The sequence below is a fragment of the Bradyrhizobium sp. CB1717 genome (assembly GCF_029714325.1).
Classification (GTDB): domain Bacteria; phylum Pseudomonadota; class Alphaproteobacteria; order Rhizobiales; family Xanthobacteraceae; genus Bradyrhizobium.
Window position 1 is genome coordinate 3,795,923 of sequence record NZ_CP121666.1, and the last position, 23,665, is coordinate 3,819,587.

General features: G+C 64.0%; 33 protein-coding genes. 13 read left to right on the top strand and 20 right to left on the bottom strand.

Annotation, left to right across the window (positions count from 1 at the left end):
• The first annotated feature begins 185 nt into the window (after positions 1-185).
• Positions 186-1,841 (top strand): fumarate hydratase, encoded by a 1,656-nt coding sequence (locus QA649_RS17800; protein ID WP_283025328.1) that lies wholly within the window; start codon positions 186-188, stop codon positions 1,839-1,841.
• Here QA649_RS17800 and QA649_RS17805 read toward each other — a convergent pair.
• The 9 genes from QA649_RS17805 to QA649_RS17845 all read right to left on the bottom strand — a co-directional run bounded on the left by QA649_RS17805 (position 1,819) and on the right by QA649_RS17845 (position 9,085).
• The gene (locus tag QA649_RS17805; protein ID WP_283025329.1) at positions 1,819-2,460 is read right to left on the bottom strand and encodes a hypothetical protein; all 642 of its coding nucleotides are present in this window, start codon (positions 2,458-2,460) and stop codon (positions 1,819-1,821) included. The two genes, QA649_RS17800 and QA649_RS17805, sit on opposite strands and share 23 nt — an antisense overlap.
• The gene (locus QA649_RS17810) at positions 2,441-2,908 is read right to left on the bottom strand and encodes a hypothetical protein (RefSeq protein WP_283025330.1); all 468 of its coding nucleotides are present in this window, start codon (positions 2,906-2,908) and stop codon (positions 2,441-2,443) included. Before QA649_RS17810 ends, QA649_RS17805 begins: the two co-directional genes overlap by 20 nt.
• Positions 2,908-4,605 carry an ATP-binding protein gene (locus tag QA649_RS17815; RefSeq protein WP_283025331.1) on the bottom strand — a complete coding sequence of 566 codons (1,698 nt, stop codon included), beginning with the start codon at positions 4,603-4,605 and terminating at the stop codon, positions 2,908-2,910. The genes QA649_RS17810 and QA649_RS17815 overlap by 1 nt, the downstream gene beginning before the upstream one ends.
• A gap of 226 nt (positions 4,606-4,831) precedes the next feature.
• The gene (locus QA649_RS17820) at positions 4,832-5,752 is read right to left on the bottom strand and encodes an SH3 domain-containing protein (protein WP_283025332.1); all 921 of its coding nucleotides are present in this window, start codon (positions 5,750-5,752) and stop codon (positions 4,832-4,834) included.
• A gap of 13 nt (positions 5,753-5,765) precedes the next feature.
• On the bottom strand, positions 5,766-6,062 hold the full coding sequence (locus QA649_RS17825; RefSeq protein WP_283025333.1) for a hypothetical protein: 297 nt from the start codon (positions 6,060-6,062) through the stop codon (positions 5,766-5,768).
• Positions 6,063-6,169: 107 nt separating this feature from the next.
• A complete protein-coding gene (locus tag QA649_RS17830) occupies positions 6,170-6,724 on the bottom strand; it encodes a septation protein IspZ (protein ID WP_080139138.1) in 555 nt (184 codons plus the stop codon).
• Positions 6,725-6,736: 12 nt separating this feature from the next.
• Positions 6,737-7,312 carry a hypothetical protein gene (locus QA649_RS17835; RefSeq protein ID WP_283025334.1) on the bottom strand — a complete coding sequence of 192 codons (576 nt, stop codon included), beginning with the start codon at positions 7,310-7,312 and terminating at the stop codon, positions 6,737-6,739.
• A 76-nt stretch (positions 7,313-7,388) separates the two neighbouring features.
• Positions 7,389-7,652 (bottom strand): hypothetical protein, encoded by a 264-nt coding sequence (locus QA649_RS17840; protein WP_283025335.1) that lies wholly within the window; start codon positions 7,650-7,652, stop codon positions 7,389-7,391.
• Positions 7,653-7,687: 35 nt separating this feature from the next.
• Complete coding sequence (locus tag QA649_RS17845; RefSeq protein WP_283025336.1) at positions 7,688-9,085, bottom strand: carotenoid oxygenase family protein; 1,398 nt, start codon at positions 9,083-9,085, stop codon at positions 7,688-7,690.
• 106 nt (positions 9,086-9,191) lie between these two features.
• Here QA649_RS17845 and QA649_RS17850 point away from each other — a divergent pair, with 106 nt between their 5' ends.
• Entirely contained in the window at positions 9,192-9,920 is a 729-nt protein-coding gene (locus QA649_RS17850) for a WHG domain-containing protein (protein WP_283025337.1), read from the top strand.
• Positions 9,921-9,935: 15 nt separating this feature from the next.
• On the opposite strand, the gene QA649_RS17855 is transcribed toward QA649_RS17850, so the two are convergent.
• Positions 9,936-10,094 (bottom strand): hypothetical protein, encoded by a 159-nt coding sequence (locus QA649_RS17855; RefSeq protein WP_283025338.1) that lies wholly within the window; start codon positions 10,092-10,094, stop codon positions 9,936-9,938.
• A gap of 162 nt (positions 10,095-10,256) precedes the next feature.
• Here QA649_RS17855 and QA649_RS17860 point away from each other — a divergent pair, with 162 nt between their 5' ends.
• Positions 10,257-10,820 (top strand): SET domain-containing protein, encoded by a 564-nt coding sequence (locus tag QA649_RS17860; protein WP_283025339.1) that lies wholly within the window; start codon positions 10,257-10,259, stop codon positions 10,818-10,820.
• A gap of 141 nt (positions 10,821-10,961) precedes the next feature.
• Here QA649_RS17860 and QA649_RS17865 read toward each other — a convergent pair whose 3' ends face one another.
• Positions 10,962-11,360, bottom strand: a complete 399-nt coding sequence (locus QA649_RS17865) for a hypothetical protein (RefSeq protein WP_283025340.1) — start codon at positions 11,358-11,360, stop codon at positions 10,962-10,964.
• Between the two features lie 37 nt (positions 11,361-11,397).
• Positions 11,398-11,628: a hypothetical protein gene (locus tag QA649_RS17870; protein WP_232993057.1), complete on the bottom strand. Its 231-nt coding sequence runs from the start codon at positions 11,626-11,628 to the stop codon at positions 11,398-11,400.
• A 101-nt stretch (positions 11,629-11,729) separates the two neighbouring features.
• Here QA649_RS17870 and QA649_RS17875 point away from each other — a divergent pair, with 101 nt between their 5' ends.
• Together QA649_RS17875 and QA649_RS17880 are read left to right on the top strand one after the other, a co-directional pair.
• Positions 11,730-12,551 carry a helix-turn-helix transcriptional regulator gene (locus QA649_RS17875; RefSeq protein ID WP_283025341.1) on the top strand — a complete coding sequence of 274 codons (822 nt, stop codon included), beginning with the start codon at positions 11,730-11,732 and terminating at the stop codon, positions 12,549-12,551.
• Between the two features lie 40 nt (positions 12,552-12,591).
• A complete protein-coding gene (locus tag QA649_RS17880; protein WP_283025342.1) occupies positions 12,592-13,416 on the top strand; it encodes a helix-turn-helix transcriptional regulator in 825 nt (274 codons plus the stop codon).
• Here the strand turns inward: QA649_RS17880 and QA649_RS17885 are convergent.
• On the bottom strand, positions 13,404-14,204 hold the full coding sequence (locus QA649_RS17885) for a thioesterase family protein (protein WP_283025343.1): 801 nt from the start codon (positions 14,202-14,204) through the stop codon (positions 13,404-13,406). The genes QA649_RS17880 and QA649_RS17885 overlap by 13 nt on opposite strands.
• A 170-nt stretch (positions 14,205-14,374) precedes the next feature.
• Here QA649_RS17885 and QA649_RS17890 point away from each other — a divergent pair, with 170 nt between their 5' ends.
• Complete coding sequence (locus QA649_RS17890) at positions 14,375-15,040, top strand: DsbA family oxidoreductase (RefSeq protein WP_018642782.1); 666 nt, start codon at positions 14,375-14,377, stop codon at positions 15,038-15,040.
• A 4-nt stretch (positions 15,041-15,044) separates the two neighbouring features.
• On the opposite strand, the gene QA649_RS17895 is transcribed toward QA649_RS17890, so the two are convergent.
• Positions 15,045-16,208 (bottom strand): GNAT family N-acetyltransferase, encoded by a 1,164-nt coding sequence (locus QA649_RS17895; protein ID WP_283025344.1) that lies wholly within the window; start codon positions 16,206-16,208, stop codon positions 15,045-15,047.
• A gap of 183 nt (positions 16,209-16,391) precedes the next feature.
• On the opposite strand from QA649_RS17895, the gene QA649_RS17900 reads away from it, so the two are divergent.
• Both QA649_RS17900 and QA649_RS17905 read left to right on the top strand, forming a co-directional pair.
• The gene (locus QA649_RS17900) at positions 16,392-16,820 is read left to right on the top strand and encodes a YeeE/YedE family protein (RefSeq protein WP_283025345.1); all 429 of its coding nucleotides are present in this window, start codon (positions 16,392-16,394) and stop codon (positions 16,818-16,820) included.
• Between the two features lie 5 nt (positions 16,821-16,825).
• Positions 16,826-17,293, top strand: coding sequence for a DUF6691 family protein (locus QA649_RS17905; protein ID WP_283025346.1), 468 nt, complete (start codon positions 16,826-16,828; stop codon positions 17,291-17,293).
• Between the two features lie 117 nt (positions 17,294-17,410).
• Here the strand turns inward: QA649_RS17905 and QA649_RS17910 are convergent, their stop codons facing one another.
• Positions 17,411-17,746, bottom strand: a complete 336-nt coding sequence (locus QA649_RS17910; RefSeq protein WP_283025347.1) for a hypothetical protein — start codon at positions 17,744-17,746, stop codon at positions 17,411-17,413.
• Between the two features lie 111 nt (positions 17,747-17,857).
• Positions 17,858-18,262, bottom strand: coding sequence for a hypothetical protein (locus QA649_RS17915; RefSeq protein ID WP_283025348.1), 405 nt, complete (start codon positions 18,260-18,262; stop codon positions 17,858-17,860).
• A 152-nt stretch (positions 18,263-18,414) separates the two neighbouring features.
• On the opposite strand from QA649_RS17915, the gene QA649_RS17920 reads away from it, so the two are divergent.
• Both QA649_RS17920 and QA649_RS17925 read left to right on the top strand, forming a co-directional pair.
• The gene (locus QA649_RS17920) at positions 18,415-18,639 is read left to right on the top strand and encodes a hypothetical protein (RefSeq protein ID WP_018642777.1); all 225 of its coding nucleotides are present in this window, start codon (positions 18,415-18,417) and stop codon (positions 18,637-18,639) included.
• A 68-nt stretch (positions 18,640-18,707) separates the two neighbouring features.
• A complete protein-coding gene (locus QA649_RS17925) occupies positions 18,708-20,813 on the top strand; it encodes a pyrroloquinoline quinone-dependent dehydrogenase (protein WP_283026046.1) in 2,106 nt (701 codons plus the stop codon).
• Here the strand turns inward: QA649_RS17925 and QA649_RS17930 are convergent.
• Positions 20,722-21,045, bottom strand: a complete 324-nt coding sequence (locus tag QA649_RS17930; protein ID WP_349254069.1) for a PilZ domain-containing protein — start codon at positions 21,043-21,045, stop codon at positions 20,722-20,724. The genes QA649_RS17925 and QA649_RS17930 overlap by 92 nt on opposite strands.
• A 103-nt stretch (positions 21,046-21,148) precedes the next feature.
• Between QA649_RS17930 and QA649_RS17935 the strand changes: the two genes are divergently transcribed.
• A complete protein-coding gene (locus QA649_RS17935; protein ID WP_026311957.1) occupies positions 21,149-21,442 on the top strand; it encodes an HdeA family protein in 294 nt (97 codons plus the stop codon).
• 115 nt (positions 21,443-21,557) lie between these two features.
• On the opposite strand, the gene QA649_RS17940 is transcribed toward QA649_RS17935, so the two are convergent.
• On the bottom strand, positions 21,558-22,022 hold the full coding sequence (locus tag QA649_RS17940) for a PaaI family thioesterase (RefSeq protein WP_260389601.1): 465 nt from the start codon (positions 22,020-22,022) through the stop codon (positions 21,558-21,560).
• 355 nt (positions 22,023-22,377) lie between these two features.
• Here QA649_RS17940 and QA649_RS17945 point away from each other — a divergent pair, with 355 nt between their 5' ends.
• Both QA649_RS17945 and QA649_RS17950 read left to right on the top strand, forming a co-directional pair.
• Positions 22,378-22,671 (top strand): hypothetical protein, encoded by a 294-nt coding sequence (locus QA649_RS17945; protein WP_018642772.1) that lies wholly within the window; start codon positions 22,378-22,380, stop codon positions 22,669-22,671.
• Positions 22,672-22,771: 100 nt separating this feature from the next.
• A complete protein-coding gene (locus QA649_RS17950) occupies positions 22,772-23,029 on the top strand; it encodes a hypothetical protein (RefSeq protein ID WP_283025349.1) in 258 nt (85 codons plus the stop codon).
• A gap of 18 nt (positions 23,030-23,047) precedes the next feature.
• Here the strand turns inward: QA649_RS17950 and QA649_RS17955 are convergent, their stop codons facing one another.
• Positions 23,048-23,281, bottom strand: coding sequence for a hypothetical protein (locus QA649_RS17955; protein WP_018642771.1), 234 nt, complete (start codon positions 23,279-23,281; stop codon positions 23,048-23,050).
• Positions 23,282-23,459: 178 nt separating this feature from the next.
• Positions 23,460-23,648 (bottom strand): hypothetical protein, encoded by a 189-nt coding sequence (locus tag QA649_RS17960; protein WP_026311954.1) that lies wholly within the window; start codon positions 23,646-23,648, stop codon positions 23,460-23,462.
• Positions 23,649-23,665: the final 17 nt, after the last annotated feature.

Consider the following 23,665-nt stretch of genomic DNA (forward strand, 5'->3'; position numbering starts at 1 on the left):
CGGACCTTTCCCGGAGACAATGGCGGCCGCGCATCTTTGCCGACATCGGCCCGGAAAAGGGGCCGTCTTGTCGCCGAATTCAGATGCCCCGACCGCGCCAGAACGCCTTCCCTTTGCGGCAAAAAAGCTTAGAACGCTTCTATGCTAGCGGCCCGCCAGGGCTCCAAAACCCCGAGATTCGCCCCATGAACGCTCCCACTGCCTTCCCCGACCAGTCCAAGCCCGTTCCGCCCTACAAGCACACCCCGCTGTTCCCGCTGGGCAAGGACGAGACGCCCTACAAGAAGATTTCGTCCGAGGGCGTCAGGGTCGAGAAGGTCCTCGGCAAGGACATGCTGGTGGTGTCGCGCGAGGCGCTGAAGACGCTGTCGGAGGCGGCTTTTGGCGACATCAACCATTATCTGCGCCCCGGCCATCTGAAGCAGCTCCGCTCGATCCTGGAGGACGGTGAGGCGAGCCCGAATGACAAGTTCGTCGCGCTGGACTTCTTGAAGAACGCCAACATCGCCGCCGGCGGCGTGCTGCCGATGTGCCAGGACACCGGCACCGCGATCATCATGGGCAAGAAGGGCTGCAACGTCATCACCGACGGTGACGACGAGGCGGCGCTGTCGGAAGGCGCGCGCGATGCTTACCTGCGCCGCAATCTGCGCTACTCGCAGGTCGCGCCGCTCTCGATGTACGAGGAGAAGAACACCGCCAACAACATGCCGGCGCAGTGCGAGATCTACGCCGAGGGCGACGACGCCTACAAGTTCATGTTCATGGCCAAGGGCGGCGGCTCCGCCAACAAGAGTTTTCTGTTCCAGGCCACGCCCTCGGTGCTGACCAAGGACCGGCTGCTCGCGTTCCTGAAGGAGAAGATCCTGACACTGGGCACCGCGGCGTGCCCGCCCTATCACCTCGCCATCGTGATCGGTGGCACCTCGGCCGAGCTCTGCATGAAGACGGTGAAGCTCGCCTCCGCCCGCTATCTCGATGCACTGCCGACCCACGGCTCGCCCGACGGCAACGCCTTCCGCGACGTCGAGATGGAGAAGGAAATCCACAAGATGACGCAGTCGCTCGGCGTCGGCGCGCAGTTCGGCGGGAAATATTTCTGCCACGACGTGCGCGTGATCCGCATGCCGCGCCACGGTGCTTCGCTCCCGATCGGGCTTGGCGTGTCCTGCTCGGCCGACCGCCAGGTGCTCGGCAAGATCACCAAGGACGGCGTCTATCTCGAGGAGCTCGAGCACAACCCGGCGCAGTACCTGCCGCAGGTCGAAGAAGCGCTCGGTGGCGAGGTCGTCAAGATCGACCTCAACCAGCCGATGAAGGACATCCTTGCAACGTTCTCGAAATATCCGATCAAGACCCGGGTCTCGATGACCGGCACCATGATTGTTGCGCGAGATAGCGCGCACGCCAAGCTGCGTGAGCGGCTGGAGAAAGGCGAGCCGCTGCCGGATTACTTCAAGAACCACCCGGTCTATTACGCCGGTCCCGCCAAGACGCCCGAGGGTTATGCCTCCGGCGCGTTCGGTCCGACCACCGCAGGCCGCATGGATTCCTTCGTCGACCAGTTCCAGGCCGCCGGCGGCTCGATGGTGATGGTGGCCAAGGGCAACCGCGCGCCGGCCGTGCGCGAGGCTTGCAAGAAATACGGCGGCTTCTATCTCGGCTCGATCGGCGGCGCCGCGGCGAACCTCGCCGAGCACTGCATCAAGAAGGTCGAGGTGCTCGAATATCCCGAACTCGGCATGGAAGCGATCTGGCGCATCGAAGTCGTCGATTTCCCGGCGTTCATCATCATCGACGACAAGGGGAACGACTTCTTCAAGGAGTTGAATTTGGGCTGAGTAGTCCAGTCCATGCGCTAGAGGGATAGACACGCCGCAAACCGTTGACGCGTGTCATCCTCTCTAGCAATTGTGATCTTGCCCTCTTGTAACTTTCCTGATTGTCAGTGGGTAGACGAGCGAGACGATCGAAGATTTCGATCGTAGCGCCGTCCCCGTATCTTTGGACGAGGGCTTCGATGGCAAGGCCGACGTCAATTTGATCGGACGAGAAGAGACGATGCTCATGGTCGTTTTTGGCCAGAAGCCACTCAATTTCGTTGAGGCGTTGCGTAATATTGTCGAATGTTTCTCGTGTATTGACCTCTTCGCTGAGCTCGTCCCGTGCAATCTCCGGGTCAAGAGACAGTACGTATTGCTGCATTCTGGTGCTGGCGATTGTTTTTCGTATCAGGGACGTCTTTTCGAGTACAAGGTCTACGACCAGAGAGTAAGTTTGAAGTCTCTGTCGGATTTCTGAGATCTTCTGTTCGCCGCTCTCGATGCGGCTCATCATCTCTCTCGTCTCCCGCCAACCTCTGAAGGCGAACACGCCGATGGCGATCGTGGCAATCATGGTTACCAGGGCGACGATCAGGATGAGGATTTCAATGAGGTGACTAGCGTCTGATGAACTCATCCTCGATTTCTCCAGACTTGAAGTAATTCAGGACAATCTTCGCAAACTTCGAGCCCACGATGTCGGGACTCTTTGGAAGAACCGGGATATTGAACCTCTTCTGCGTTGCCCGAATGGCACCGCGGATGTCTTCCGCCGTGGCGCAGGTATAGATGATGAATTTTCGTCGGAGCCGCTCGCCCCAGAAGGCGTTGAGTTCGTCTATAAGAATGAGACCTACGCGACGAGTGCCGTCGCATTTCTCGGGAGAGAACCTTCCAAGGTCGCTCCCTGGACGAAGCATTACATCCACAATCATACCTGTTACGTGATTGGGGTCTACGTCTGTCAGTCGCGCATATGCGGTCGTTGCGTCCAAGATGTCATCGACTTTCGAACCTCTTGCTCTGAGGCGCTCACGATCAAACTCGAATTGTGGGCTGTCCTCATCGATCCAAAATATGGCCACTACGATCTCCTCATCAAAACACGGAATCGGGCGCCGCGCGCATGCTTGGCCAATTCGATGTCAGCGGAGCATTTGGAGGCAACTTCGCGGCAATATGCCAGGCCGATTCCTGTGCCCTTTTGACCAGACTCGATCGCGAGTCGGCCCCTCACGCCGTCGAGAAATATCCGGTCACGCTCTTCATCTGGAATGCCCGGACCATTGTCGCAGAAATCGATCGCGATGCGCTGCTCGTCTATCTCGCTCCAGGTGATCGTGATTTCCGGATCGTCGCCCGCATTGGCGTACTTGACGCTGTTCTCGAATAGGTTTCTGAACACAGAAAGCCATGCGGCCGAGGTGCCCACTACTCTTGGCAGCTCGTCCAGCTTGCTTTCTTTCAGATTGTTGATGGCCACTCGTTTGCGCCCATAGATGCGAGCTAACGCATCTGCCGAGTTTACCAGCTTCATGAAGACGTCGGAGAACAGCCGATCTGTGGTCTTTCCCTTGATGTCGCCGTCAATGGCGAGCTTTCGAACCTTTTCAAACTGAAAGTGGATGTCATCTACATACAATTTGATGTCGCTCAGAGCGATTTCGAGATTTCGAAACACTGGCGCGAATTTGATCTGTGAAAGATCGCAAACGGCCGGAAATTCGTCAGATCCAAACAAATTGTCGCGGATGAACTCGGCATTTCGTGTAATCGTGGCGATCTCGGAGCCAAGTGCGTGGCAGACTTGCTCGATGTCGTCGTGTGCCTTGCTCAATTCGAGGTACCGGCGTGTCAGCACGGTGTTCACATCGACAATAAAATCAATCACAAACTTGTCGTGCCACGAGAAATGGCGTGGCCTGCAATTTCCAAATTTTGGATTGACGAGCCGCAAGAGGCCCGCGGGATACTCGTTGGGGGGGAGTGGGTCGGTCGCTTCGGCGTCATTCGCAATGTCCCGCTCTTGAGCTCGTATGAGCATGGGTACATAGGCGCGAGACCAGATTTCCGAGCTTACGCGCTCTGAATATCGTCCCTTCGGAAGAGGAGAGAATCCATTGAATTCGTAGATTGACTGTCGTTGCTTGAGCGATTGAACGACCCAAGATTGATCGTCGGGAAGGTAGTACACATCTCTTTTCTGCAGCTTGCTCCTGTTGCTCCTTGATAGCGTCTCAAGGCCAGATGAGCCTCGCAGCTTGAGAAGATGATTCCGGTCGTCCCTGACGAATACGGAGCCAGCCTCGCAATTAATCAGCGGCAGGATGACGTCATTGATGGCCCTGTGCCAGAACGTATCCAGATCGCGCGAGCGATAGGATTGCGAGATAATCCGCGAGCGGATCAAGTAGATGATGTTGTAGCTGAGATGGACGAACGCAATCTTGATCAGAACGTCCAGGGATTGCGGCTCGAATTGAACATTGGTCTTGTACGCTAGGCGAGCGCATCTCTGTTTTTCGAAGATCGTGTACTTTGCCAAGTCGACGATTCGGTAGCCACGGATCGTCAGGGCCTCGTCACCTTGGATGATGGGATCTTCGTTCCCGGCAGTAGATTCGCGAGGCAAGCACAGACACCAGCGACCGGACACGTAGGGATCCGCCGCATAGATGGTCAGCTCAAAATCCGCGATCTTGAGAGCGGTTGCGAGGGTTGTTCTTAGATCGCTAGTCGTGAGTATGTTTGCTGAATAAATATCTTCCAATATCCCAAACACGCATGCCCCTCAAGGTTGCGGGTAAGTTTATTGCAATCTTTGCTAGGCTATTCTAACTCGGCGTCAGAAGACAATAGCCTTGACGGCATCGCCGGGATTTCGCTGGAGGCAGGCGCGAGGGACCCCAGGGTTTTCCGTGGGAGCAATTCGAAAGTCGGCCTCGGTTTGCATTGCGGTGCAGGATGCGGCGGTCTAGCGCCGGCGCCCACCAACCCGTCCTATCGAGCTAACTGCAATTCGTGACCTGGTTGGAGCACAGCGAACGCCACCAGCCACGCACGCCGTCGTGGCTCTCGACGAGGCCCCAGAAGCCGCTGCAGGCCAATAGCCGCTTTGGTCCGCCGTCGCCGTCAATCGGGCCGCCGAGCTCGTGCTGGGCGGGCATCCATTTGGCATCGACGAAGGGCGCCTGGAACAGCCCGCCCGCGCGTGTGTAGCCATTGGCGTAATTCGCGCCGACCTTGTTGGAAGCGACCCAGCCGCGCCCCGCGTAGGGCTTTGGCGCGCTGCGTGGGTATCGCTTGTCGTCCTCGTAATCCTTGCCCGGCGGCTTGGCGCCCTCGATCAGGAACCAGCCGTCCCTGAAACCGATGATGCGGAATTCGGTGAGCCAGCCGCCGTCAGGCGTGTTCTCGGCGCCGCCGAGCTTGAGCCGGTAGGGCGGCGGGAGCGTGCCGAGCACGCGCGCTTTCACGGAGGGTTCAGCGCGCACGTTGAGGCCGTTCGGATCCTTGTCGATGGACCAGGCGCCGAGATCGCAGGGCTCGGTGCCTTCGGGCAGGCTTGCGCGTTTCGCGGCAAGTTCGGCGTGCAGCTTCGCGAAATCGTTGTCGTCGTTGTCGGGGGCCGGCTCGCTGCGCGGCTTCAACTCGGCCGAGACCGCGCGCGTCGCATCAGCCGTCAGCGTGACGATGAGGACCTGGCGCGCGGCGAACACGCTTGCGGGTGTCTTCGGATCGTTCGACGTCGCCGGATAGACCGCGAGATATCCGGTCGCACCTTCGGTACGATAGGCGAGGCCGGCGACATAGCCCGCCGGCACCATGGCGAGCGCGCTGGCGCGCCACGCCGGTTCGGTGTCATCCGCGCGCGCTGCTTGTGTCGCGACACACAGGATCGTCGCCGCGATGAGACGGAGCGCACGCATCGGTGCAGCGCGCTTACGTCCGCGCGCCCGTGAACGGGAAGCTGCCCATCGGGCCGATGCCCATTTCGCCGTTGATGCTGTCGCCGGAGACCGTGCCGGTGAATTCGAGCGTGAGCGGCATCGGGTTGGTGATCGAAACCTTCCAGGAGACGTTGTCGCCGGAGACGGTACCGTCGAAAATCTCGGCGGTATTACCTTCCGCGCCCTGCGTGCCCGTGAGCGAGCCGCCCGCAGCCTTCAGGCTCAGCGTCGCCTGGCGCTCGCCCATCGGCGTCGTCATGGTCAGATTCCAGTTGCCGTCTACGGCCATTCCCGTCTCCCCGAACAAATCCCGGCGGGCCGCGACGATCCGCGGCCAGTCCTGAGCGAGCCTATAGCCCAACTCGCAGTTCCTGCCTAACCCTGCATTGGAGGCATTTAGGCGCGGGCAGCGGCGCGCCGGCGGCTGGTGACGATGAGCCTGAGAACCACATACTGCACGGCGAAGGCCAGGATCTTGGCGCCGCCCGCGACCACCGTGATGTAGAACGCCCACAGCTTCAGATCGCCTGTGGCGGCGACCGCGATCATGCCGGCGCCGATCACGAACATCAGCGCGGCCCAGGCATAACCAGCAGCGGTCACATATTCCGGAACGGTCTCGGTGACGATCGGCGGCATGTAGCGCAGCATCCAGCCGCGCTTGAGCATGATGGCGCCGATCGCGAAATGCGCGATCGAAGGTTTTGCCAGCATGAAGCGGGGATCGTTGGTCAGCAGCGTGACCGTGCCCAGCACGACGACGAGTGCGAGGCTCGCATAGGTCATGTAGTTGAGCTGCTGCCCCTTCACCCGGGCGTAGATCACCTGCGCGATCGCGCCGGCAATCGCCACCGACGTTGCCAGCACGACGTTGTCGGTGATGAGGTAGACGGCCAGGAAGACGATGGCGGAGAGGAAGTCGGAGGCGAGGCGGGCGAATACGTCCTTCATCGTCAATCCTGTTCAGCCGGCGTCGGGAAGAGCGCGGGCGGGCGTACCGTACTTGATCTGGCGATACTCGGGATACCATTTTGTGAAGTAGATCGCGCTGTTGCGGGCGGCGAAGGCCACCGCAAGGCTCGACCAGACCGGCAGGCCGGGGACGTAAAGCAGCACGAGATTGGCGGCCGCCATCAGCAGCGCGGCGGCTGTCCACGCGCCGGTGATGACGTAATTGGCCGTGAGAAAGCCGGGCATTGCCGCGGTCTCGGCCGGGACGGATTCGAGCGCATATTGCAGCGTGAAGGGATGGCGGAGTAGCATCGAGCCGAGCGAGATGACGAAGATGCCGATGTCGACCGACAGCTTCACGCCGAGCGGGCCGAGGGCGGGGTCGATCAGCGCGAGATAGAGGCCGATCGCGGCGAACACGATTGCGGAGCCCGCGGCCAGGACCTTCACCGAGCGGCCGCGCGCGACATCGATCGCGACGGTGGCGAGGCAGATCGCGGAGGCCGTGACCACGCTGACCGCGGCCGATGTCACCAGCATGAGGAAGGTGAAAGCGCCGTAGGGCGCGAGGATCAGGAAAATCGCCATGGGCCGCCTCGGTCGAACCGATCTTTACGATGTAAAGATTAGTAATCCAGGGGCGATGCCGGGTCAAGCAAAATCTTTACAGTGTCAAAATGACGTAGGCGACCTCTAAAAAATGAAGGGCTGCAACGGCTTGGTCTGAGGCCTCCTCGGCCAATTCCGTCCAGGGGAGGCGTGCCAGGAGCGGCAGCGCGGAGGCGATCAAAAGGCCGAGGCAGAGCAGAATGCCGCCGTTAAAGACGGTATGGCGGCTCCGCCGCAACCGGATCATCTGCAATGCGAGCGCGGTGCCGGTCAGGGCAAGGAGGGCAAGGCAACCTGCGGTGAGGGAGGGCGTGTGCATGGGAGACCTCATTCGCGATGTCGCTCCGGGGGGCGCTACGCCGCACCCACCCAATTGCCGTGAAAGCCGTCTGGCACGCGGTGACCGAGCTGCACCAATGCGGCGGGGCCGGCCTCGATGTCGGTGGCATTGAACACGGCGAGGTCGCTGCGGTTCTCGCGCGCGCGCCAGACCACCGCGAGCAGCCAGCCGTCCCCCTCGGGTGCATCCTTCGATCGCTCGACGAAGACAGGCTCAGAGATGGTGTCGCCGGCCGGCAGCAGGTAATGACCGAGCCGTCTGCCGTTGCCGTCGACATGGACGATGCCGGACAACGCGCCGAACATCGGCAGTCTTGGATTGGCGCAGGCGTACCAGCCATGACGGCTCTTCAGCCCGGCGCGGCGATCGTCGATGCGCGGGAATTCGCCGGTGAGGTCGTCGAGATAGGTCTGCTGGAAGCGGTCGGTATTCCCCGTGAGATCGAAGGTCCAGCGGCAGTGGCGGGCGCGCGCCTTCTCCGGATCGGTCGGCCGTCCATCGGGATGCGGAAACAACGGCGCCTCCTCGAACTGCATGACGTCGGCGACGATGCGGTCTCCGTCCTCCCACGCATTCATGACGTGGAAGACGTAGCAGGCCTCGCTGCGAAACCAGACGATGTCCTTCGCCGTACCGCTGCGCTTCATCACGCCGACATAGGCGCCCTTGTCCGGCTCCCAGGCATAGGGCGGCCGTCCGCTCATCGCGCGCTCCATGCTGCCGGTGATGGGCAGGATCGGAAACAGCACATGGTTCGCGGTGACGATGAAGTCGTGCACCATGCTGGCATAGGGCGCCTCGAAGCGCTCGAAGCGTGTCGCCTTGCCGGAGGCGTCGATCGTTCCGAAGGAGAGGGCAGGCGTCAGCGGTCCCGCGGCGTTGTAGCCGAAGAACACCAATTCGCCCGTCACGGGATCGACCTTCGGATGCGCCGTGAAACTGCCGGCGACGCGGCCCTGGTAGTTGTGATAGCCGCGCGTGGCCAGCGTGCCCGGCTCGATCTCGGTCGGCAGATGCGCCTCTTCCAGTGCCAGCAGCTTGCCGGCATGGAAGATAATGTTGGTGTTGGCGACGCCGCCGTCGGTGAGGCTTGCGGGCGCATCCGGCAGCTTGCGGCCGAAGCCGCCGAACAGCGCGCGGCCGGCATCGTGCTCGGCGAGCCATTTCGGCGTGCGGACCCAGCGGTTGCGGTAGCTGGCGCGGCCGTTATCGAGATGGAAGGCGTGCAGCATGCCGTCGCCGACGAACCAATGCGCGCCGGGAGAATCGAACTGCGGATTGGGGCCGTTGCGATAGAGCGTGCCGTTCAGCTCGCGTGGCAATTCGCCGACGATTTTCAGATGGGGCGCGTCGGCTTCGAACGGGATCGGCGCGATATTGTTGCGGCGCTCGGTGACGGCGTCGTGCTGCACGGCGTATCCCTCCTTATCTTTACATCGTAAAGATCGAATAGGACCAATCGCGGCGTCCGTCAAGTGAAATCTTTACACTGTCAATATTGCGTCATATAGCTTGCAAATGGCCAAGACCGACACCAAGAGCGAAACGGCGCGAAGCTCGCGTGCCCCCGGAAAAATGACGTCGACCTCGGCATCGCGCACCTCGCGCCGCACGACGAGCGCGAAAACCGAGACGCCGTATCATCATGGCGCCCTCCGCGAAGCGCTGCTCCAGGCCGCCGAACGCGTGCTCGAGCGTGACGGCCTCGCCGGTCTGACCTTGCGGGCGGTGGCGCGCGAGGCGGGTGTCTCGCATGCCGCGCCCACCCATCATTTCGGCGATCTCACCGGCCTTCTCAGCGAGCTCGCGGCCGTCGGCTTCCGCCAGTTCAATGCGGCGATGGCCTCGGCCTGCGATACCGCCCCCACGCCGCTTGCGCGCGCATTGGCGCGGCCGAAAGCCTACGTGGCCTATGCACAGGCTCATCCCGGCATGTACGGAATCATGTTTCGCACCGAGCGGCTCGATTATTCCCGTCCCTCCCTGCACGAGGCGGCGGAGGCTTCTTTTGCCGGGCTCGCCAACGCCATCGGCGCGATGCGGCAGGAGCAGATTAGCGGCGACGCGCTGACGCTGGAGCAGGGCGCCGCGATCGCGCGCGCCTGGTCGATGGTGCACGGCTTCACCACGCTGCTGCTCGACGGGCGGTTGAAGGATATCCTGGAGCGGCTGCCCGAGGGAACGACGGCCGAGCGGCTGCTCGAGTCGATGCTGACGGCGCCTATCACCACGAAACTTCCCGTGTAGCGGCTGTTCGGCGCTTTAGCGCATCGTCGCGAGCTCGCTGGGCTTGCCGACCTGCCGGCAGTTCTTCGGCGCCGTCGAGCTATAGGCGGTGCCCACGGATTGGGCGTTCGCGCCATCGAGGACGGTGCTCGTCAGCAAGATCTCGAGGCACGCGGAGGTGATGCGGATCGTCACGAGACCTCGAATGCAGCGGGAACTCCGTACCATCTGACGACTTCATTGTGGGCAAGGTTCAAACAGGCCCGCGAGAGACCTGACAGCGGCGCGGAATCGTTCTAGAAGAGCGGCTTCGCTTGAAGCTCATGCGGCCTCGTACGCGTCCTCGTTCTCCTGATCATGCCAGCCACATCGTCGAACAAACCCTATCGCGTCGGCCGCTCCAAGACCGGGCTCGGCCTCTTCGCCACCAAACCGATCAAAAAGGGAACCCGGATCATCCGTTATTACGGACCGATCCTGGACTCGCGAATCCCCGAGCAGGACGAGATCGAGAACAAATATCTGTTCGAGCTCAACGGCCGCTGGACCATCGACGGCTCGGTGCGCAAGAATCTGGCGCGCTACATCAACCATTCCTGCCGGCCCAATGCGGAATCGGACGTCCGCCCGCGCGAACGCAAGGTCTTCATCCGCGCCATCAAGAACATCGAGCCGGGCGACGAGATCAACTACGACTACGGCACCGACTATTTCAAAGCCTATCTGAAGCCGATCGGCTGCAAGTGCGTTTCCTGCGAGGCCAAGCGCAAGAAGCTGCGTGCCGAGGAGCGGGCTGAGCGTGCCAAGGTGAAGGCGCGCACGGAAGCCAAGGCGGCCAAGAAGGCGCCCACAAAGGCGGCCAAAAAGAAAAAGCTCAACGGCCACGCCCTCGGCAAGGCCAACGGCCGCGCGCGGGCGTAGCCCGCCCTTAAGCCTCCGGCTCAACTGTCATCCAGTACGCCGCAGCTTCTCCGCATACGTTTACTGCCTCTGGAATTCTGGGTCGCCCGGTCCAGTGCGCGATTGCGCACAAGGCCGGGCGACGACAGAAAGTATGTGGCCTCACGCCGTCACCACACCCGCACTCTTCCGCAATCCCCAAAATTGCAGCTCGGCAAACACGCCGGTGGCGATTGCCTGCGCGACGACCATGAGCTCGCCGGCGAGGTTCGGCGACACCGCGCCCGAGAACAGCAGTGCGATGCTGCCGACCGTCCAGGCCGCATTGCCGATCACGACCAGCAGCACGAGCGGCTTCGCCACCGTGGCCCGCGAGGCGAGCCAGCCGACCAGGGCGGTGTAGGCGATCAGGAACAGGCCGGTCTCGCGCAGCAGCGCTTCGGGCAGGTTGAACAGCGCTGCGAACGCGCTCGCGCCGAAGGTGAAGCCGAGGGCGGCAACGCCGCTGAAGACGGCGTCGGCGAGCAGGGCGCGGCGCAGGAAGGTGGATGCATCGATCATCGTGGTCTCCTTGGTTGGGGTGGGCGCGGGGTGAAACTCAGTGCAGTCCGCGCCACCAGGCGCGGAGCAGGCGGGCGAGACGGAACGGGCAGAGGCTCCTGCCGACGCCGTGCTCGAAGGCGATGACCTGCGCGACCACATAGTCGCCGGTCGAATGCACCAGCGGCTCCGGCATGTTGAGGCTGCGCGCCAGCATCCGGGTTGCGAATGCCATCGCCCAGGGCAAGACGTGGTCTGCGACGGTCCGGTAGAGCAGCAGCGCGATCATGGTCATCTCCTGTTGCGACCGAAGATGCGTCGCCGCGTGGGCCAATTCGATTACCTCGTGGGTAATGGAAGGGCCGAAATCCGCATGCTAGGTTTTTGGTCATGAACGCACATGCATCCACGGCCCAGGCCGAACGTAGCCAGCCGGTCCATATCGGCGACCATTTGCGCGAATGGCGGCAGCGCCGCCGCATGAGCCAGCTCGATCTGGCGGGCGAAGCCGAGATCTCGGCGCGGCACCTGAGCTTCGTCGAGACCGGCCGCGCCGCGCCCTCGCGCGACATGGTGCTGAGGCTCGCCGAACGCCTCGACGTGCCCCTGCGCGAACGCAACGTGCTGCTGGTCGCGGCCGGTTTCGCACCGGCCTTCCCGCAGCGCCCGCTGGAGGATCCCGCCTTGAAGTCAGCCCGCCGGGCGATCGACCTCGTCCTCAAAGCACATGAGCCCAATCCGGCGCTTGCAGTGGACCGTCACTGGAATCTCGTTTCTGCGAACCGCATGGTGGCGCCGCTGCTCGCCGGCATCCCGCAGCGGCTGCTCGGCCAACCCGTCAACGTGCTGCGGCTCGCCTTCCATCCCGAGGCGCTGGCGCCGCGCACGGTCAATCTCGCGGAATGGTGCGGGCATCTGCTGGAGCGGCTGCACCGGCAATGCGAGGCGACGGCCGATCCGGAACTGATCAAGCTCTACAACGACCTCAAGAGCTGTCCGATCCCGGCACGATCGGCGCCGCTGTCGAGCGACAATGTCGCGATCCCCTTCAAGCTGCGCCATGACGGGGAGATCCTCAGTTTCTTCTCCACCACCATGGTGTTCGGCACGCCCGTCGACATCACGTTGTCGGAGCTGGCGCTGGAAACGTTCTTCCCGGCCGATGAGCGTACCGCCGAGCGCTTGAAGCAGATGGCCGCCGGCCTGCGGTAGCGCCGTTTACAGGAGGGAGCTGCGCTCGCATAATCGGCGCATGGACACACGCGCGTTCCGGCGATTGCGGCCGGCCAATCCCGTCGGTGACCTCCTGCGTGGCTGGCGCACGCGTCGCACGCTGAGCCAGGCCGAGCTGGCGTTCGAGGCCGGCATCTCGATCAAGCATCTGAGCTATGTCGAGACCGGCAAGGCGGCGGCAAGCCGGGACATCCTGCTGCAGCTTGCGTCCGCGCTCGACCTGTCGCTGCGTGACCGCAATGCGCTGCTCGAGGCCGGCGGCTTCGCGCGGCAATATGGTGAGCGCGATCTGTCTGCGCCGGAGCTGGCCGAGGCGCGGCGTGCCATCGATCTTCTGCTCAGCCGTCACGAGCCGTTCCCCGCGATCGTCACCGACCGGCGCTGGAACGTGATGCAGGCCAATCGCGCGGCATCGCGCCTGATGACCATGCTGCTTGGCCCGGCGCGCATGCAGCGCCCGCTCAATCACATGCGCATGTTCCTCGCGCCGGACGAGCTCAAGCCGTTCGTCGAGAATTGGCCGACCGTTGCGGCCGCGCTGCTGGCGCGGGCGCGGCATGAGGCGATGGCCGCGCCGCTCGATGAGGCCCTGCAATCGACCTGGCGCGAATTAATGCGGCTGCCGCAACTTCCTGCGCCTGTGACCGAGGACAACGCCGTGCCGGGGCCGCTCTGCGAGGTGCGCCTGTGCAAGGGCGACGTCGGCATTGGACTGATCGGTGCGGTGCTGACGCTCGGCACGCCGCAGGACGTGACGCTGCAGGAGCTGCGCGTCGAGATGTTCATGCCGGTCGATGTCGCATCCGAGGCAGCTCTGATCGCGCTTGCGGCTCAGGACGCCTGAGCCTGCACGGCTTCGCGCCGCTCGAAGCTCATGGCCTGCATCACCTCTGCAAACGGACCCTTAAGGTCGCTCAGCGTCGCCGTGGTGAGGCCCGCGCCATGAGCGCCGACGCGCGTCGCGGCGCGGATCAATATCCATTCGCCCTCCGGCGGACGGAAGAAGTAGAGGCTGATCTCCGGGTTGATGAAGGTCCAGTCGCGCATGTCGACGATCTGCGCGACCCCGCTGGCGAAGTCCGCGGCCTGCACGGCCTGGAGCAGCGGCGTGTTGGGCTCGCCCTCGACCAGCGGCGCATCGAGCCGCATCCAGGCCGCTGCCGGGCCCGGCTTCTCCAGTGCGCCCTCGATCAGCCGCACCGAGACGTTCTGGAAATAACGGCTCCATTTCTGCGCGAAGGCCGGCGGCGGGCTGCCGGCTTCGGGCCGCGTGTCGAGCGCCGTGGGCCCGGCGAAGGGATCGAGCGGCGATTCTGCGCTCGGTGCCGTCAGCAGCGCCGTGCAGCGGCCGATCTCGGTCTCGCCGTCCATCAGCCGCACCTGCAAGGTCTTGGCCTTGCGGCCGTCGCGCAGCAGTTCGGTGACGGTCCTGAACAGGCGCAGGCCTGCCGGCCGCCACAGATCGAAGGTCAGGCGCCGCACCGCAAAGCCGGATTCCGCCGCGAGCCGCGCGACGTCGCGGGTCATCAGTGCAGTGGTGGCGCTTCCCTGCAGCATGTCCGTCGACCACGGACCGCCGGCATGCTCGGTCGCCCGGAATTGATGGCCTTCCGGCTTGAAAATGGCGGTCATCGCGGTCTCCCCTTGGGCTGCATCGTGGCCGCAACTATCGGGGCGAGGGCGACCGGTCACAATAACCGCAGAGGTGAAGTCGTGAGCCATGCAGGACGGGTGCCTTGCGCCGCCCCCGGTTCGGCTTATCTTCCGACGAACCCTCGAAGTGCCCGAAGGAGGCGCCTGACATGAGCACGCTGAAACCGCTCCAGATCGACGTCGTCTCCGACGTGGTGTGTCCCTGGTGCTATATCGGCAAGCACAGGATCGAGAGCGCGCTGGCGCTGGTGCCCGACGTTCCGGTGAAGCTGAATTTCCGGCCCTTCTTCCTCAATCCCTGGGTGCCGCGCGAGGGCATCAGCCGCGAGGCTTATCTCACCCAGAAGTTCGGCTCGGTCGAGGCCTATAAGGGCATTGCGGGACGCGTCGTCGCGGCCGCGAGCGAGGAGGGCCTCGTCTATAAGCCCGAGCTGGTCGCGCGTCAGCCCAACACGACCGACTGCCATCGCCTGATCCTGTGGGCCGAAGCCATCGGCAAGGCGCCCGAGATGAAGCAGCGCCTGATGGAGCTGTACTTCCGCGACGGCGGCGATCTCACCGATGTGAACGTGCTGGTGCAGGCGGCCGCCGACGTCGGCCTCGACGCCGACGACGTGCGCAAGCGCCTTGCCACCGACGAGGACGTCGCACGCGTTTCGGCGGACGCGCAGGAGGCGGCCGAGAAGGGCATCTCCGGCGTGCCGACCTACGTCTTCGCGCAGAAATACGCGGTCTCCGGCGCGCAGGATCCGAACCTGCTCGCCCGCGCCATCCGCCAGGTCTCCGAGGAGATCAACGCACAGGCGGCGGAGTAGCTTCTTATTTTCGAAGCAGGCGGACCACGCGTCGCGCGGCATCGTGCGCGGCGTTGAGGCCGATCAGTGCTGCGTGAACCAGTGCCACGATTGGATCGTGCCGCCGTAGCGGGATCAGCACGTCGCCGATCACGAAGCGTCCGCGCCAGATCGGGTTGATCATGGGATGGTCGGCGCTCGCCGTGGAATCCGCGCTGGCGATGGCGGGATCGGCGCAGAGATGGCGGGTGAGGTCGAGCGTGAGCTGCATGCCCGGCGAATATTTTGCAAAGCGTTCGTCGATGCCGAGCTTGAAGAAGAAGGCGCGGTCCTGATGCCGCAGCACGATGCCGGCGGCGATCGGATTCGTGCCGGCACGAAGCGTGACGATCTCGCACTGCGCGGTCTCCGCCAGTGCCGGTACGGCGCGGCGGATGAAGGTCGCATCGCCCGCATGCTGGATCAGCGCGGTGCCGCGCTTGCCTTTCCAGCCGCTGGCTTCGAGCTGCAAAAATGCTTCGAGCGCCGGCCCGATCTGGTCGGGACTGCGTGCAACCTCGAACACGACGGAGCCGTGCTCTTCCAGACGATGGCGCTGGCGGCGCAGCTCCTTGAGCTTTTTGGCGCCAAGCGCGCCGCGCAAGAGCGTTTCGCCATCCTGTGTCGCGTCGAGGCTGGCGCGGATGTAGGAGCTGAGGATTCTTGGCTTCAGGCCGTCGCGGCTCAGGACCTGATCGAGCGATGCCATCGCCGCGCCGTCGAGCGCGACGTCGGTCAGCACGAGCGCATGGGCGCCGGCCTCGCGTGCCTGCTGCAACAGACGCGTGGCCACCTCGATCGGCGCATGGCGGTCGATCAGCGGGCTGCACAGCGTGCCATAGGGATGTGCGCTCACCAGCGCGGGCAGGGGAATCTTCCAGGCGCGCCAGAGCGAGATCACCGGCAGTAGCCCGATCAGCCGGGGCGCGTCGAACGCGGCTAGCGCCGCGGCGTCCGTGCGGCCGCGCGCGGTGGCACTGACGGCCAGCTCCCAGGCGGGCAGGTAATATCCGTTCGGCTCGATCGCGCGCTGTGCGAGCGCGCGCCATTGGCCGGTGTCGATCGCCGCAAGCGGGACGCGCGCGCGCGCTGTCGCGACATCCCTTGCCGATGCCGAATTGATCGCAGCCTGATGCGCGATGTCGACCACGTCCCGTCGTCCCCGTTCACGCGAGCTGAGCCCGTGTTACGGGTCATGCTTAGCGCAAAGATTGGAAAATACCGTTGGGACGCCGCTTCAATTCGAGTGGTAATATTAACGTCTCGTTGAGCATCGGAGCGTCGATTGTAGGGATGGATGCGATAGGATTGCTCCCCGAACTGGAGGATCACAATGATCGTGACACCTTTCACACCAATGGCCTCGCTCCTGGGCGGAGCACTGATTGGCCTCGCGGCCGTCCTGCTGATGTGGGCGACGGGGCGGATTGCCGGCGTCAGCGGCATCGCGGCGCGGCTGTTTCCGCCCTACGAGGACCGCGAATTCGCCGGGCGCCTTGCCTTTGTCGCCGGTCTCGTCGCCGCGCCCGTGCTGGTGCTGCTCGTCACCGGAGACCTGCCGGTGCAGACGATCGCGGCAGGGCCGGCGGTCCTGATCGTCGGCGGATTGCTCACGGGTTTCGGTTCGGTGTGGGGCAGTGGCTGCACCTCCGGCCATGGTGTCTGCGGCTTGTCGCGGCTGTCGGTGCGCTCGCTGGTCGCGACCATGACCTTCATGGCCGCCGGCATGGCGACCGTCTTCGTGATGCGGCACTGGAGTTGATTGCAATGGCAATTCTCGTTCAATTCGCGATCGGCCTGATCTTCGGCATCGGCCTCATCGTCTCCGGCATGTCGAACCCGGCCAAGGTGCTGAACTTCCTCGACATCGGCGGCATTCCGGCAGGGACATGGGATGCGAGCCTCGCCTTCGTGATGGCGGGCGCGGTGGCCGTGACCTTCATCGGCTTCAGCCGCGTCCTCAAGCTCGCGCGTCCGTTCTTCGCCGATCGGTTTTATCTGCCGACACGACGAGACATCGATCCCAGGATCGTCGCAGGTCCCGCGATCTTCGGTATCGGCTGGGGACTGGCGGGCTTCTGCCCGGGGCCGGCGCTGACCGCGCTCGGATTCGGCTCGGTCTCCGCCGTCATCTTCGTTGCGGCGATGTGCGCCGGCATGGTGCTCGCCCGCTTCATCGCTCACCTGCCGTCATTGACGCGCTTCGTCACGCCGGCCGATCCGCTCGAAACCTGAAGTCACGATGCAGAGTAAGCAGCAGCAATCCGTCGCCGCCTGATTCCGTTCATTCGGCATGCGAAAGCGGACCGGGCGAGCTGTCTCGTCCCGGTCCGCCCGTCAAGCCTTCGTCGATCACCAGCGGTCGTCGCCGACGCCCACACCGACGCTGACGCCAGGTGTGCGAATGCCGACGCCGGCGCGCGGGCCGTCATCCCAGTCGCGGTGATACGTCCGGCGCTCGTAGTAGCGCTCGCGCGGCATGTAGTTGTAGGAATCGCGCACGATGACACGCGAACCGCCGCGCGTGCGATAGCACCGGCCGGCGTCGTCGCAGACAAGTCGCACCTGCTGGACGAGTTCCGGATTGGTGTATTCGCTGCTCGTGTAGATATCCGAAGCCTTCACGCCCGATGCGGCTGCCAAAGCACCAACGCCCGCCAATAGCGCAATAGTCAACGTCCTCATCATGTCCTCCTCCGAAACTGCCCTCGGCGGTAACAAGAAGGGGAGGCGGTGATCGTTCCCGCTCGCAATGCTGGTTTTTCCCGGAACCGCACCTTCGTTAACGGCGGTTTGTTCCTAGATCGGCTCGTAAGTCTCGGTCCCGCAAATGTCGTCGGCTTCGGCGCGCCGGCGATCGATGACCTTTCCGCCATTGATGGTCACGACGTAGGTCTGTGCGCCGAGCGGGGTGCCGGTTGCGGAGGTGAGCTGCGCGCGGACGCAGGCGGTCCAGCCCGGTCCACGCGCCTCGTGATGGGGCGGGGCGACATGAATCTCACGTGGATAGGACGTGGCGAGAAACACCACGTCGATTTGCTCCCGCACCACGCGCTTGATGTCCGGGGGCGGCTCCGGCGGAGGCTGCTCGGCTTCCTTGATGCGCATGAACTCGGGCACCGGCGCCCGGCTGTCGGCAAAGCCGCAAGCACCGAGCGCGAGCGCGCCGGCCAGCAGCGCCGCATTGGCAATGATCCGCAACATCCGTGAAAGTCCCCTGCGGGCCAACAGATAGGCACGAATGCGATCCGGCGAAGTCCGCCCCGATCAAAATTTGCTGAAGGCGCGGAACCCGCGGCATTTGCTATTACGGGATTGCAGGCTAGTTTGTACCCCACGCGAGGGGGATTGCATCAATGAAGATTTTGGTCATAGCGGCTGCGGTGCTGGCATTGGCGTGCGGCTCGGCCGAGGCGCAGGGGCGGCGCCAGCCCAATGACGGCCCCAAGCCGGCGGACAACAAGCCGAAGGTCGACGAGAAAGCCTACAAGGCCGCGCTCGAGCGCATTCCCGAGCCGAAGGAAAAGTACGATCCGTGGGGCGGGGCCCGTCCGAGCGAACCCGCCAAGAAGCCGAAATAGGGGGAGGCGGGCGTTTGCGGACCCGCCTGCGAATTCCGCCAGCGCTCGTTGCGCTCTTGCTGCTTGCGATGCCCCCCTGCGCCGCCTGGGAAAGCTGGGGCGGCGATCCCGGCGGCTCGCGCTTCTCGCCCTTGCGAGAGATCACGCCCGACAATGTCGGCCAACTCGTTCGCGCCTTCGAATATCACACCGGCGATCTCACTGCGCGCCCACCCGAAGTGATGCGGCGAACCAAATTCCAGGCGACGCCACTGCTCGTCGAGGACAGTCTGATCTTCTGCTCGCCCTTCAACGAGGTGATCGCGCTCGATCCCGGCACCGGCGTGCAGAAATGGCGCTTCGATCCAAAAATCGCAACCAATCAGCGTCCCGCCAATCGCTATGTCTGCCGCGGCGTCACGTACTGGGTCGATGACCACGCGCCCGCGAATGCCGTTTGCCGATCGCGGATCTTCATGGGCACGAACGACGTCCGCCTGATTGCGCTCGATGCGAGGACCGGCATTCCCTGTGCCGGTTTCGGCAAGGGCGGCGAGATCAAGCTCGAGATCGGCATGCGGCTGGAATGGCCCGGCGAATTCCAGATCACCTCGCCACCGGCGGTCGGGCGCGGCGTCGTCGTGGTCGGCTCCTCGATCGGCGACAACAGCCGCGTCGATGCGCCGAGCGGCATGGTGCGCGCATTCGATGCGCGTAGCGGCGAGCCGCGCTGGACCTTCGAGCCGCTCAAGCGCGACGGCATCGAGGCCGGCCACGCCAATGTCTGGGCACCGATGTCGGTCGACGAGACGCGCGGGCTCGTGTTCTTGCCCACGACCTCGCCGTCGCCGGACTTTTGGGGCGGCAAACGACCGGGCAACAACGAGCATGCCAATTCGGTGGTCGCGCTGCGCATCGAAACCGGTGAACTCGTATGGGCCTTCCAGACCGTGCATCACGACGTCTGGGACTACGATCTGCCGGCGCAGCCGACGCTGACGCGTCTCGACACGGGCGACGGGCAGCGCGACGTCGTGATCCAGCCGACCAAGCAGGGTTTTGTCTTCGTGCTCGACCGTGACACCGGCAAGCCGGTGTGGCCGGTCGAGGAGCGCGCGGTGCCGCAAGGTGGCGCGGAAGGCGAGAAGCTGTCGCCGACGCAGCCGTTTCCGACCCACGTGCGGGCATTGACGTCACAGACGATCTCGACCGATGACGTGCTCTCGTTATTGCCCGGCTTGATGCGCTCGTCGTGCGAGCGGCAGTTCGCAGCGGCGCGCAACGAGGGACTGTTCACGCCGCCGTCAGTGCAGGGCACATTGGAGTTTCCCTTCACCGGCGGCGGGGTCAACTGGGGCAGCGCGGCCTACGATCCGGTCCACCAGATCCTCTACGCCAACACCAGCCGTGCCGTTCATCTCATCAAGCTGATCCCGCGCGCGGAAGCCGCCGGCTTCAATCCGCCGCCCGGTCATGATTTCGGCCGGCAGCGCGGCGCGCCGTTCGCGATGTCGCGCGCGATGGTGACGTCGCCGCTCGGCTTCCTCTGCAACAAGCCGCCCTGGGGCGAGATGGTTGCGGTCGATCTGAAGGCGGGCAGGATTCTCTGGCGTTCGACGGTCGGCACCACCGAGGATCTGGCGCCGCTCGGCGTGCCACTGCCCTGGGGCGCGCCGCTCCTCAACGGACTCGCGGTCACCGCTGGCGGTCTCGTTTTCACCGGCGCGATGGATGCTTACTTGCGGGCCTTCGATGCGCGCAGTGGCAGGGAGCTGTGGCAGGGGCGGCTGCCGGTGCCGGGCGTCGCCAATCCCATGACCTATCTCTGGAAGGGCGAGCAATATGTCGCGATCGGCGCCGGCGGCCATTCCGAAGCCGGCACATCGATCGGCGACAGCGTCGTTGCGTTCCGCCTGGCGCGGCCGGGCGAGGCGCCTTCGCTCTGGTCGCGCACGATCGATCGTCCGGGCGGACGATTTCTTGCGGCGACGTCGGCGATCACGCTCGCGATCATCACGCTCGTGATCGTCGGACTGCGCTGGCGTCGCCGCAGGCAATATCGTGTTGTGCATGTGATGCGAACGCTCGTTCACATCGCGAGTGCTATTGCACGAAAGCGAGGCCGATGCGTTTGTCGCTGCGCCACACGGGGCGGCAATTCCGCACGAAATTGTCGCGCGCGATCGAGAGTGTGAACGATTGCGGCAATGTGACGGGGCTCTCGAGCTCGATCGCCGCGCCGCCTGCCGACATGTTTCGCACAGTGCACCCGATGCCGCCGTCTTCGAAGGTGATCGTTCCACCCTTGAAAACACGGTGACGCTGTGCTGCGCGCTTCTCGATCATCGGCGTTAATCCATCGTGACGATTGTGAAATAGTGCATAGAAATTACGTTGAAATGAACTCAATACTGGCGCTACTTGCATGGCGCTTCAGACTTCGTTTACGACGTTGAAGCGGTGCGTCATGTCCCGCCGACTTTCCTCACGATCCTTTCCTTTATGGCGTTACGCGCCGATGGAGATACTGATGAAGACCACGCTTTCGCTTCTGTTCGCCGCAGCGCTCTCGCTGACGTCGATGCCCGCCCACGCCGTCAAGTGGGACCTCTCGACCATGACCTGCAAGCAATTCCTCGATAGCGGCGAAGACAACATCGCGGTCGTGCTGACCTGGATGGACGGCTGGTACAAGGGCGACGAAGACAACGCGATCATCGACACCGAGGTGTTCATCGAGAACGCCAAGAAGTTCGGTGCCTATTGCGGAAAGAACCCGACCGTCAGCGTCGTCACTGCGGCCGACGAGATCCTCGGCAAGTAATTATTGAAGCGTGCCGACCGAGACATGATCGCAATCGTGCCTCGGTCTGGTTTCGACGTCATCGAGAGCCGCGCTGCGCCTTGCGCTCACGCGGCTCTCATTTTTCGGATGAGGCTCAGCCCGGCAACATCGCGAACGCGCTCGACACCATCGCCACCGGCTTGTTGTCGACGGCGGAGAGCAGGGTGACGCGGCCGAAGCTCATGGTGCGTCCGAGCCGCACGACGCGCGCATCCGCCAGCACGTCCGAGGAGGAGGCCGCGCGCATGAAATGCGTGGTCTGGTCGACCGTGGTCATCGGACGGTAGCCGCGATTGGCGGCAAGGATGGCGATCACCATCGCGGTGTCGGCGAGGGCCATCAGCGCCTGGCCGCATACCACTCCGCCGCTCCGGCAGAGCCGCTCCGAAAACGCCATGCGCAGCAGCGCACCCGGCTGCCAGTCGGGCTCATCCGGCGGCGGCACGTGCTCGATGCGCTCGACCGAGAGGTTGAGATCCTGGACCCAGGGCGCAAAGACCTCGCCGAGGATGCGTCGGGCATCATTGATGCCGAACTCGGCTTCTGGCTGCGATGGCATTGCTGTGGTTTCCTCCATGGTTGCCGGATGTTTCGGCCATTCTGCCCGCATCGGCGCGGCAAAGTCACCCGGCCGTGCCGGTCCTGTCGGCTTGAAAATGCCCGACTTGGCCCGATATGATGCCGTGGTTGGGTAACGGGTGGGCGATGTTGCGTCGGTATGTCCTCGTCTTTTGTCTGGTTGCGCTCGGTCTTGCGCTGAACGGGTGCACAAAGTGCGGCCCGATCTGGGACGACTGGCTGCACGCGCCGAAATCGTGCCGATCGTAGCGGTCCCTGCGGCCCTCCCAGCGGCCGCGCTGGGATGACAAGGCACGGCGAGCCGGGCCTCCATGAAATGATCTGAGGAGTCAAAGATGAAGCTTTTCCGTTTGGCCGCGGTGCTGGCCGTGCTGGCGGGACCGGCCTATGCGCAAATGCCCAATCTCAATTTGCTGCAGGACGGCCCGGGCAAGACCCCGGAGGAGAAGGCTGCGGAAGCCGAGCGTGACAAAGCCTACAAGGAAACGCTGAAGAAGATTCCGGACGCCAAGGCGTCCAACGATCCCTGGGGCGGCATGCGCTCCGATCCGCCGAAGCAGCCGGCGGCGCCGAAGGCGGCCGCCACCAGCGCTCCGAAGAAGAGCAAGACCGGCACAGCCGCGAACTGAGCCTTTGGCCGGGGGCGGCAGGCGCCCTCCGGCCGGGACTCCTCCTTGCCCGGCCACTCCCTACATTGAGCGCAGGTATTGCGTAGAGGAGGGCACGATCATGGCCGATCGTCCGCGGGATCTCGCCGAGCGCATGGCGCGCCGGCGCAACACCGGCGGCAATAAGCCGGGCGAACGCTCCGGTGACGGCTATCTGCGCGAGACTTTCACGCTGCCGCGTGCGGCGGCGCGGGCGAGGGCGGAGGCCTTCTTCGCCCGCTATCCCAAGGCCGGCTATATGAGCGCGGTCGAGACATGGCGCGAACTGCCCGGCGGCGACATCGAATTCACCATGCGGCGGCTGCCCAGCGCCGATTGAGGGACCACGCCCTCGCGCCTAGTCGAGCGTCTCGGCGACGATGCGGATGCGGAACACCGGCTCCTTGGCCTCGTCGAGGAGCTCCATGTGCCACTCGGAATTTTCCTGGAGCTTGCGGGCGATCCCGGCGGCCATGTCGGCGCAGACGCTGGTCATCTCCTTCCAGGCGGAATCGCGATCGGAAAATTCCGTCGCCTGGTCCGCACAGCCGGAATAGCGGCCGTTGCGGATTCGGAAGAAATAAAGCGGCATGGCTGGCACCGGTCGCACGTGAAGGCCCCGCCTCCAAGGCCATGGGCGGGCCAGTGCAATCCCAAACCCCCGGCAGATCAATTCCGGGCGTCTACGGAGGACATGCGGCTTCGGTCAGGGGATGTCGCGCCGCGCAAGGATGTCCGCGACACCGCCGCTCCGCCTCAGGCCGACTCGATCAAGCCGTCTTGCGCCCGATGGCCTTGAGCTCCCGATCGATGCGCAGCTGCACCCGCCGGATCGCCAACAGGTCGATCTTGGTCTCGGTCTTGCCGGACTTGACCTGCTCCCCGATGCGGAACTGCCACTGCCAGACTCCGGGAATTGCGGTCTTGGCGACGGTGAACTCGACGCCCCTGTGATTCATGGTCACCTCCCACGATT

Excerpts from the sequence above, each read along its gene's own strand:
- QA649_RS17800 (WP_283025328.1), top strand. The coding sequence starts at position 186 with ATGAACGCTCCCACTGCCTTCCCCGACCAGTCCAAGCCCGTTCCGCCC.
- QA649_RS17805 (WP_283025329.1), bottom strand. The coding sequence starts at position 2,460 with ATGAGTTCATCAGACGCTAGTCACCTCATTGAAATCCTCATCCTGATC.
- QA649_RS17820 (WP_283025332.1), bottom strand. The coding sequence starts at position 5,752 with ATGCGTGCGCTCCGTCTCATCGCGGCGACGATCCTGTGTGTCGCGACA.
- QA649_RS17825 (WP_283025333.1), bottom strand. The coding sequence starts at position 6,062 with ATGGCCGTAGACGGCAACTGGAATCTGACCATGACGACGCCGATGGGC.
- QA649_RS17830 (WP_080139138.1), bottom strand. The coding sequence starts at position 6,724 with ATGAAGGACGTATTCGCCCGCCTCGCCTCCGACTTCCTCTCCGCCATC.
- QA649_RS17835 (WP_283025334.1), bottom strand. The coding sequence starts at position 7,312 with ATGGCGATTTTCCTGATCCTCGCGCCCTACGGCGCTTTCACCTTCCTC.
- QA649_RS17840 (WP_283025335.1), bottom strand. The coding sequence starts at position 7,652 with ATGCACACGCCCTCCCTCACCGCAGGTTGCCTTGCCCTCCTTGCCCTG.
- QA649_RS17850 (WP_283025337.1), top strand. The coding sequence starts at position 9,192 with ATGGCCAAGACCGACACCAAGAGCGAAACGGCGCGAAGCTCGCGTGCC.
- QA649_RS17860 (WP_283025339.1), top strand. The coding sequence starts at position 10,257 with ATGCCAGCCACATCGTCGAACAAACCCTATCGCGTCGGCCGCTCCAAG.
- QA649_RS17865 (WP_283025340.1), bottom strand. The coding sequence starts at position 11,360 with ATGATCGATGCATCCACCTTCCTGCGCCGCGCCCTGCTCGCCGACGCC.
- QA649_RS17870 (WP_232993057.1), bottom strand. The coding sequence starts at position 11,628 with ATGATCGCGCTGCTGCTCTACCGGACCGTCGCAGACCACGTCTTGCCC.
- QA649_RS17875 (WP_283025341.1), top strand. The coding sequence starts at position 11,730 with ATGAACGCACATGCATCCACGGCCCAGGCCGAACGTAGCCAGCCGGTC.
- QA649_RS17880 (WP_283025342.1), top strand. The coding sequence starts at position 12,592 with ATGGACACACGCGCGTTCCGGCGATTGCGGCCGGCCAATCCCGTCGGT.
- QA649_RS17885 (WP_283025343.1), bottom strand. The coding sequence starts at position 14,204 with ATGACCGCCATTTTCAAGCCGGAAGGCCATCAATTCCGGGCGACCGAG.
- QA649_RS17890 (WP_018642782.1), top strand. The coding sequence starts at position 14,375 with ATGAGCACGCTGAAACCGCTCCAGATCGACGTCGTCTCCGACGTGGTG.
- QA649_RS17900 (WP_283025345.1), top strand. The coding sequence starts at position 16,392 with ATGATCGTGACACCTTTCACACCAATGGCCTCGCTCCTGGGCGGAGCA.
- QA649_RS17905 (WP_283025346.1), top strand. The coding sequence starts at position 16,826 with ATGGCAATTCTCGTTCAATTCGCGATCGGCCTGATCTTCGGCATCGGC.
- QA649_RS17910 (WP_283025347.1), bottom strand. The coding sequence starts at position 17,746 with ATGATGAGGACGTTGACTATTGCGCTATTGGCGGGCGTTGGTGCTTTG.
- QA649_RS17915 (WP_283025348.1), bottom strand. The coding sequence starts at position 18,262 with ATGTTGCGGATCATTGCCAATGCGGCGCTGCTGGCCGGCGCGCTCGCG.
- QA649_RS17920 (WP_018642777.1), top strand. The coding sequence starts at position 18,415 with ATGAAGATTTTGGTCATAGCGGCTGCGGTGCTGGCATTGGCGTGCGGC.
- QA649_RS17925 (WP_283026046.1), top strand. The coding sequence starts at position 18,708 with ATGCCCCCCTGCGCCGCCTGGGAAAGCTGGGGCGGCGATCCCGGCGGC.
- QA649_RS17930 (WP_349254069.1), bottom strand. The coding sequence starts at position 21,045 with ATGCAAGTAGCGCCAGTATTGAGTTCATTTCAACGTAATTTCTATGCA.
- QA649_RS17935 (WP_026311957.1), top strand. The coding sequence starts at position 21,149 with ATGAAGACCACGCTTTCGCTTCTGTTCGCCGCAGCGCTCTCGCTGACG.
- QA649_RS17940 (WP_260389601.1), bottom strand. The coding sequence starts at position 22,022 with ATGCCATCGCAGCCAGAAGCCGAGTTCGGCATCAATGATGCCCGACGC.
- QA649_RS17945 (WP_018642772.1), top strand. The coding sequence starts at position 22,378 with ATGAAGCTTTTCCGTTTGGCCGCGGTGCTGGCCGTGCTGGCGGGACCG.
- QA649_RS17950 (WP_283025349.1), top strand. The coding sequence starts at position 22,772 with ATGGCCGATCGTCCGCGGGATCTCGCCGAGCGCATGGCGCGCCGGCGC.
- QA649_RS17955 (WP_018642771.1), bottom strand. The coding sequence starts at position 23,281 with ATGCCGCTTTATTTCTTCCGAATCCGCAACGGCCGCTATTCCGGCTGT.
- QA649_RS17960 (WP_026311954.1), bottom strand. The coding sequence starts at position 23,648 with ATGAATCACAGGGGCGTCGAGTTCACCGTCGCCAAGACCGCAATTCCC.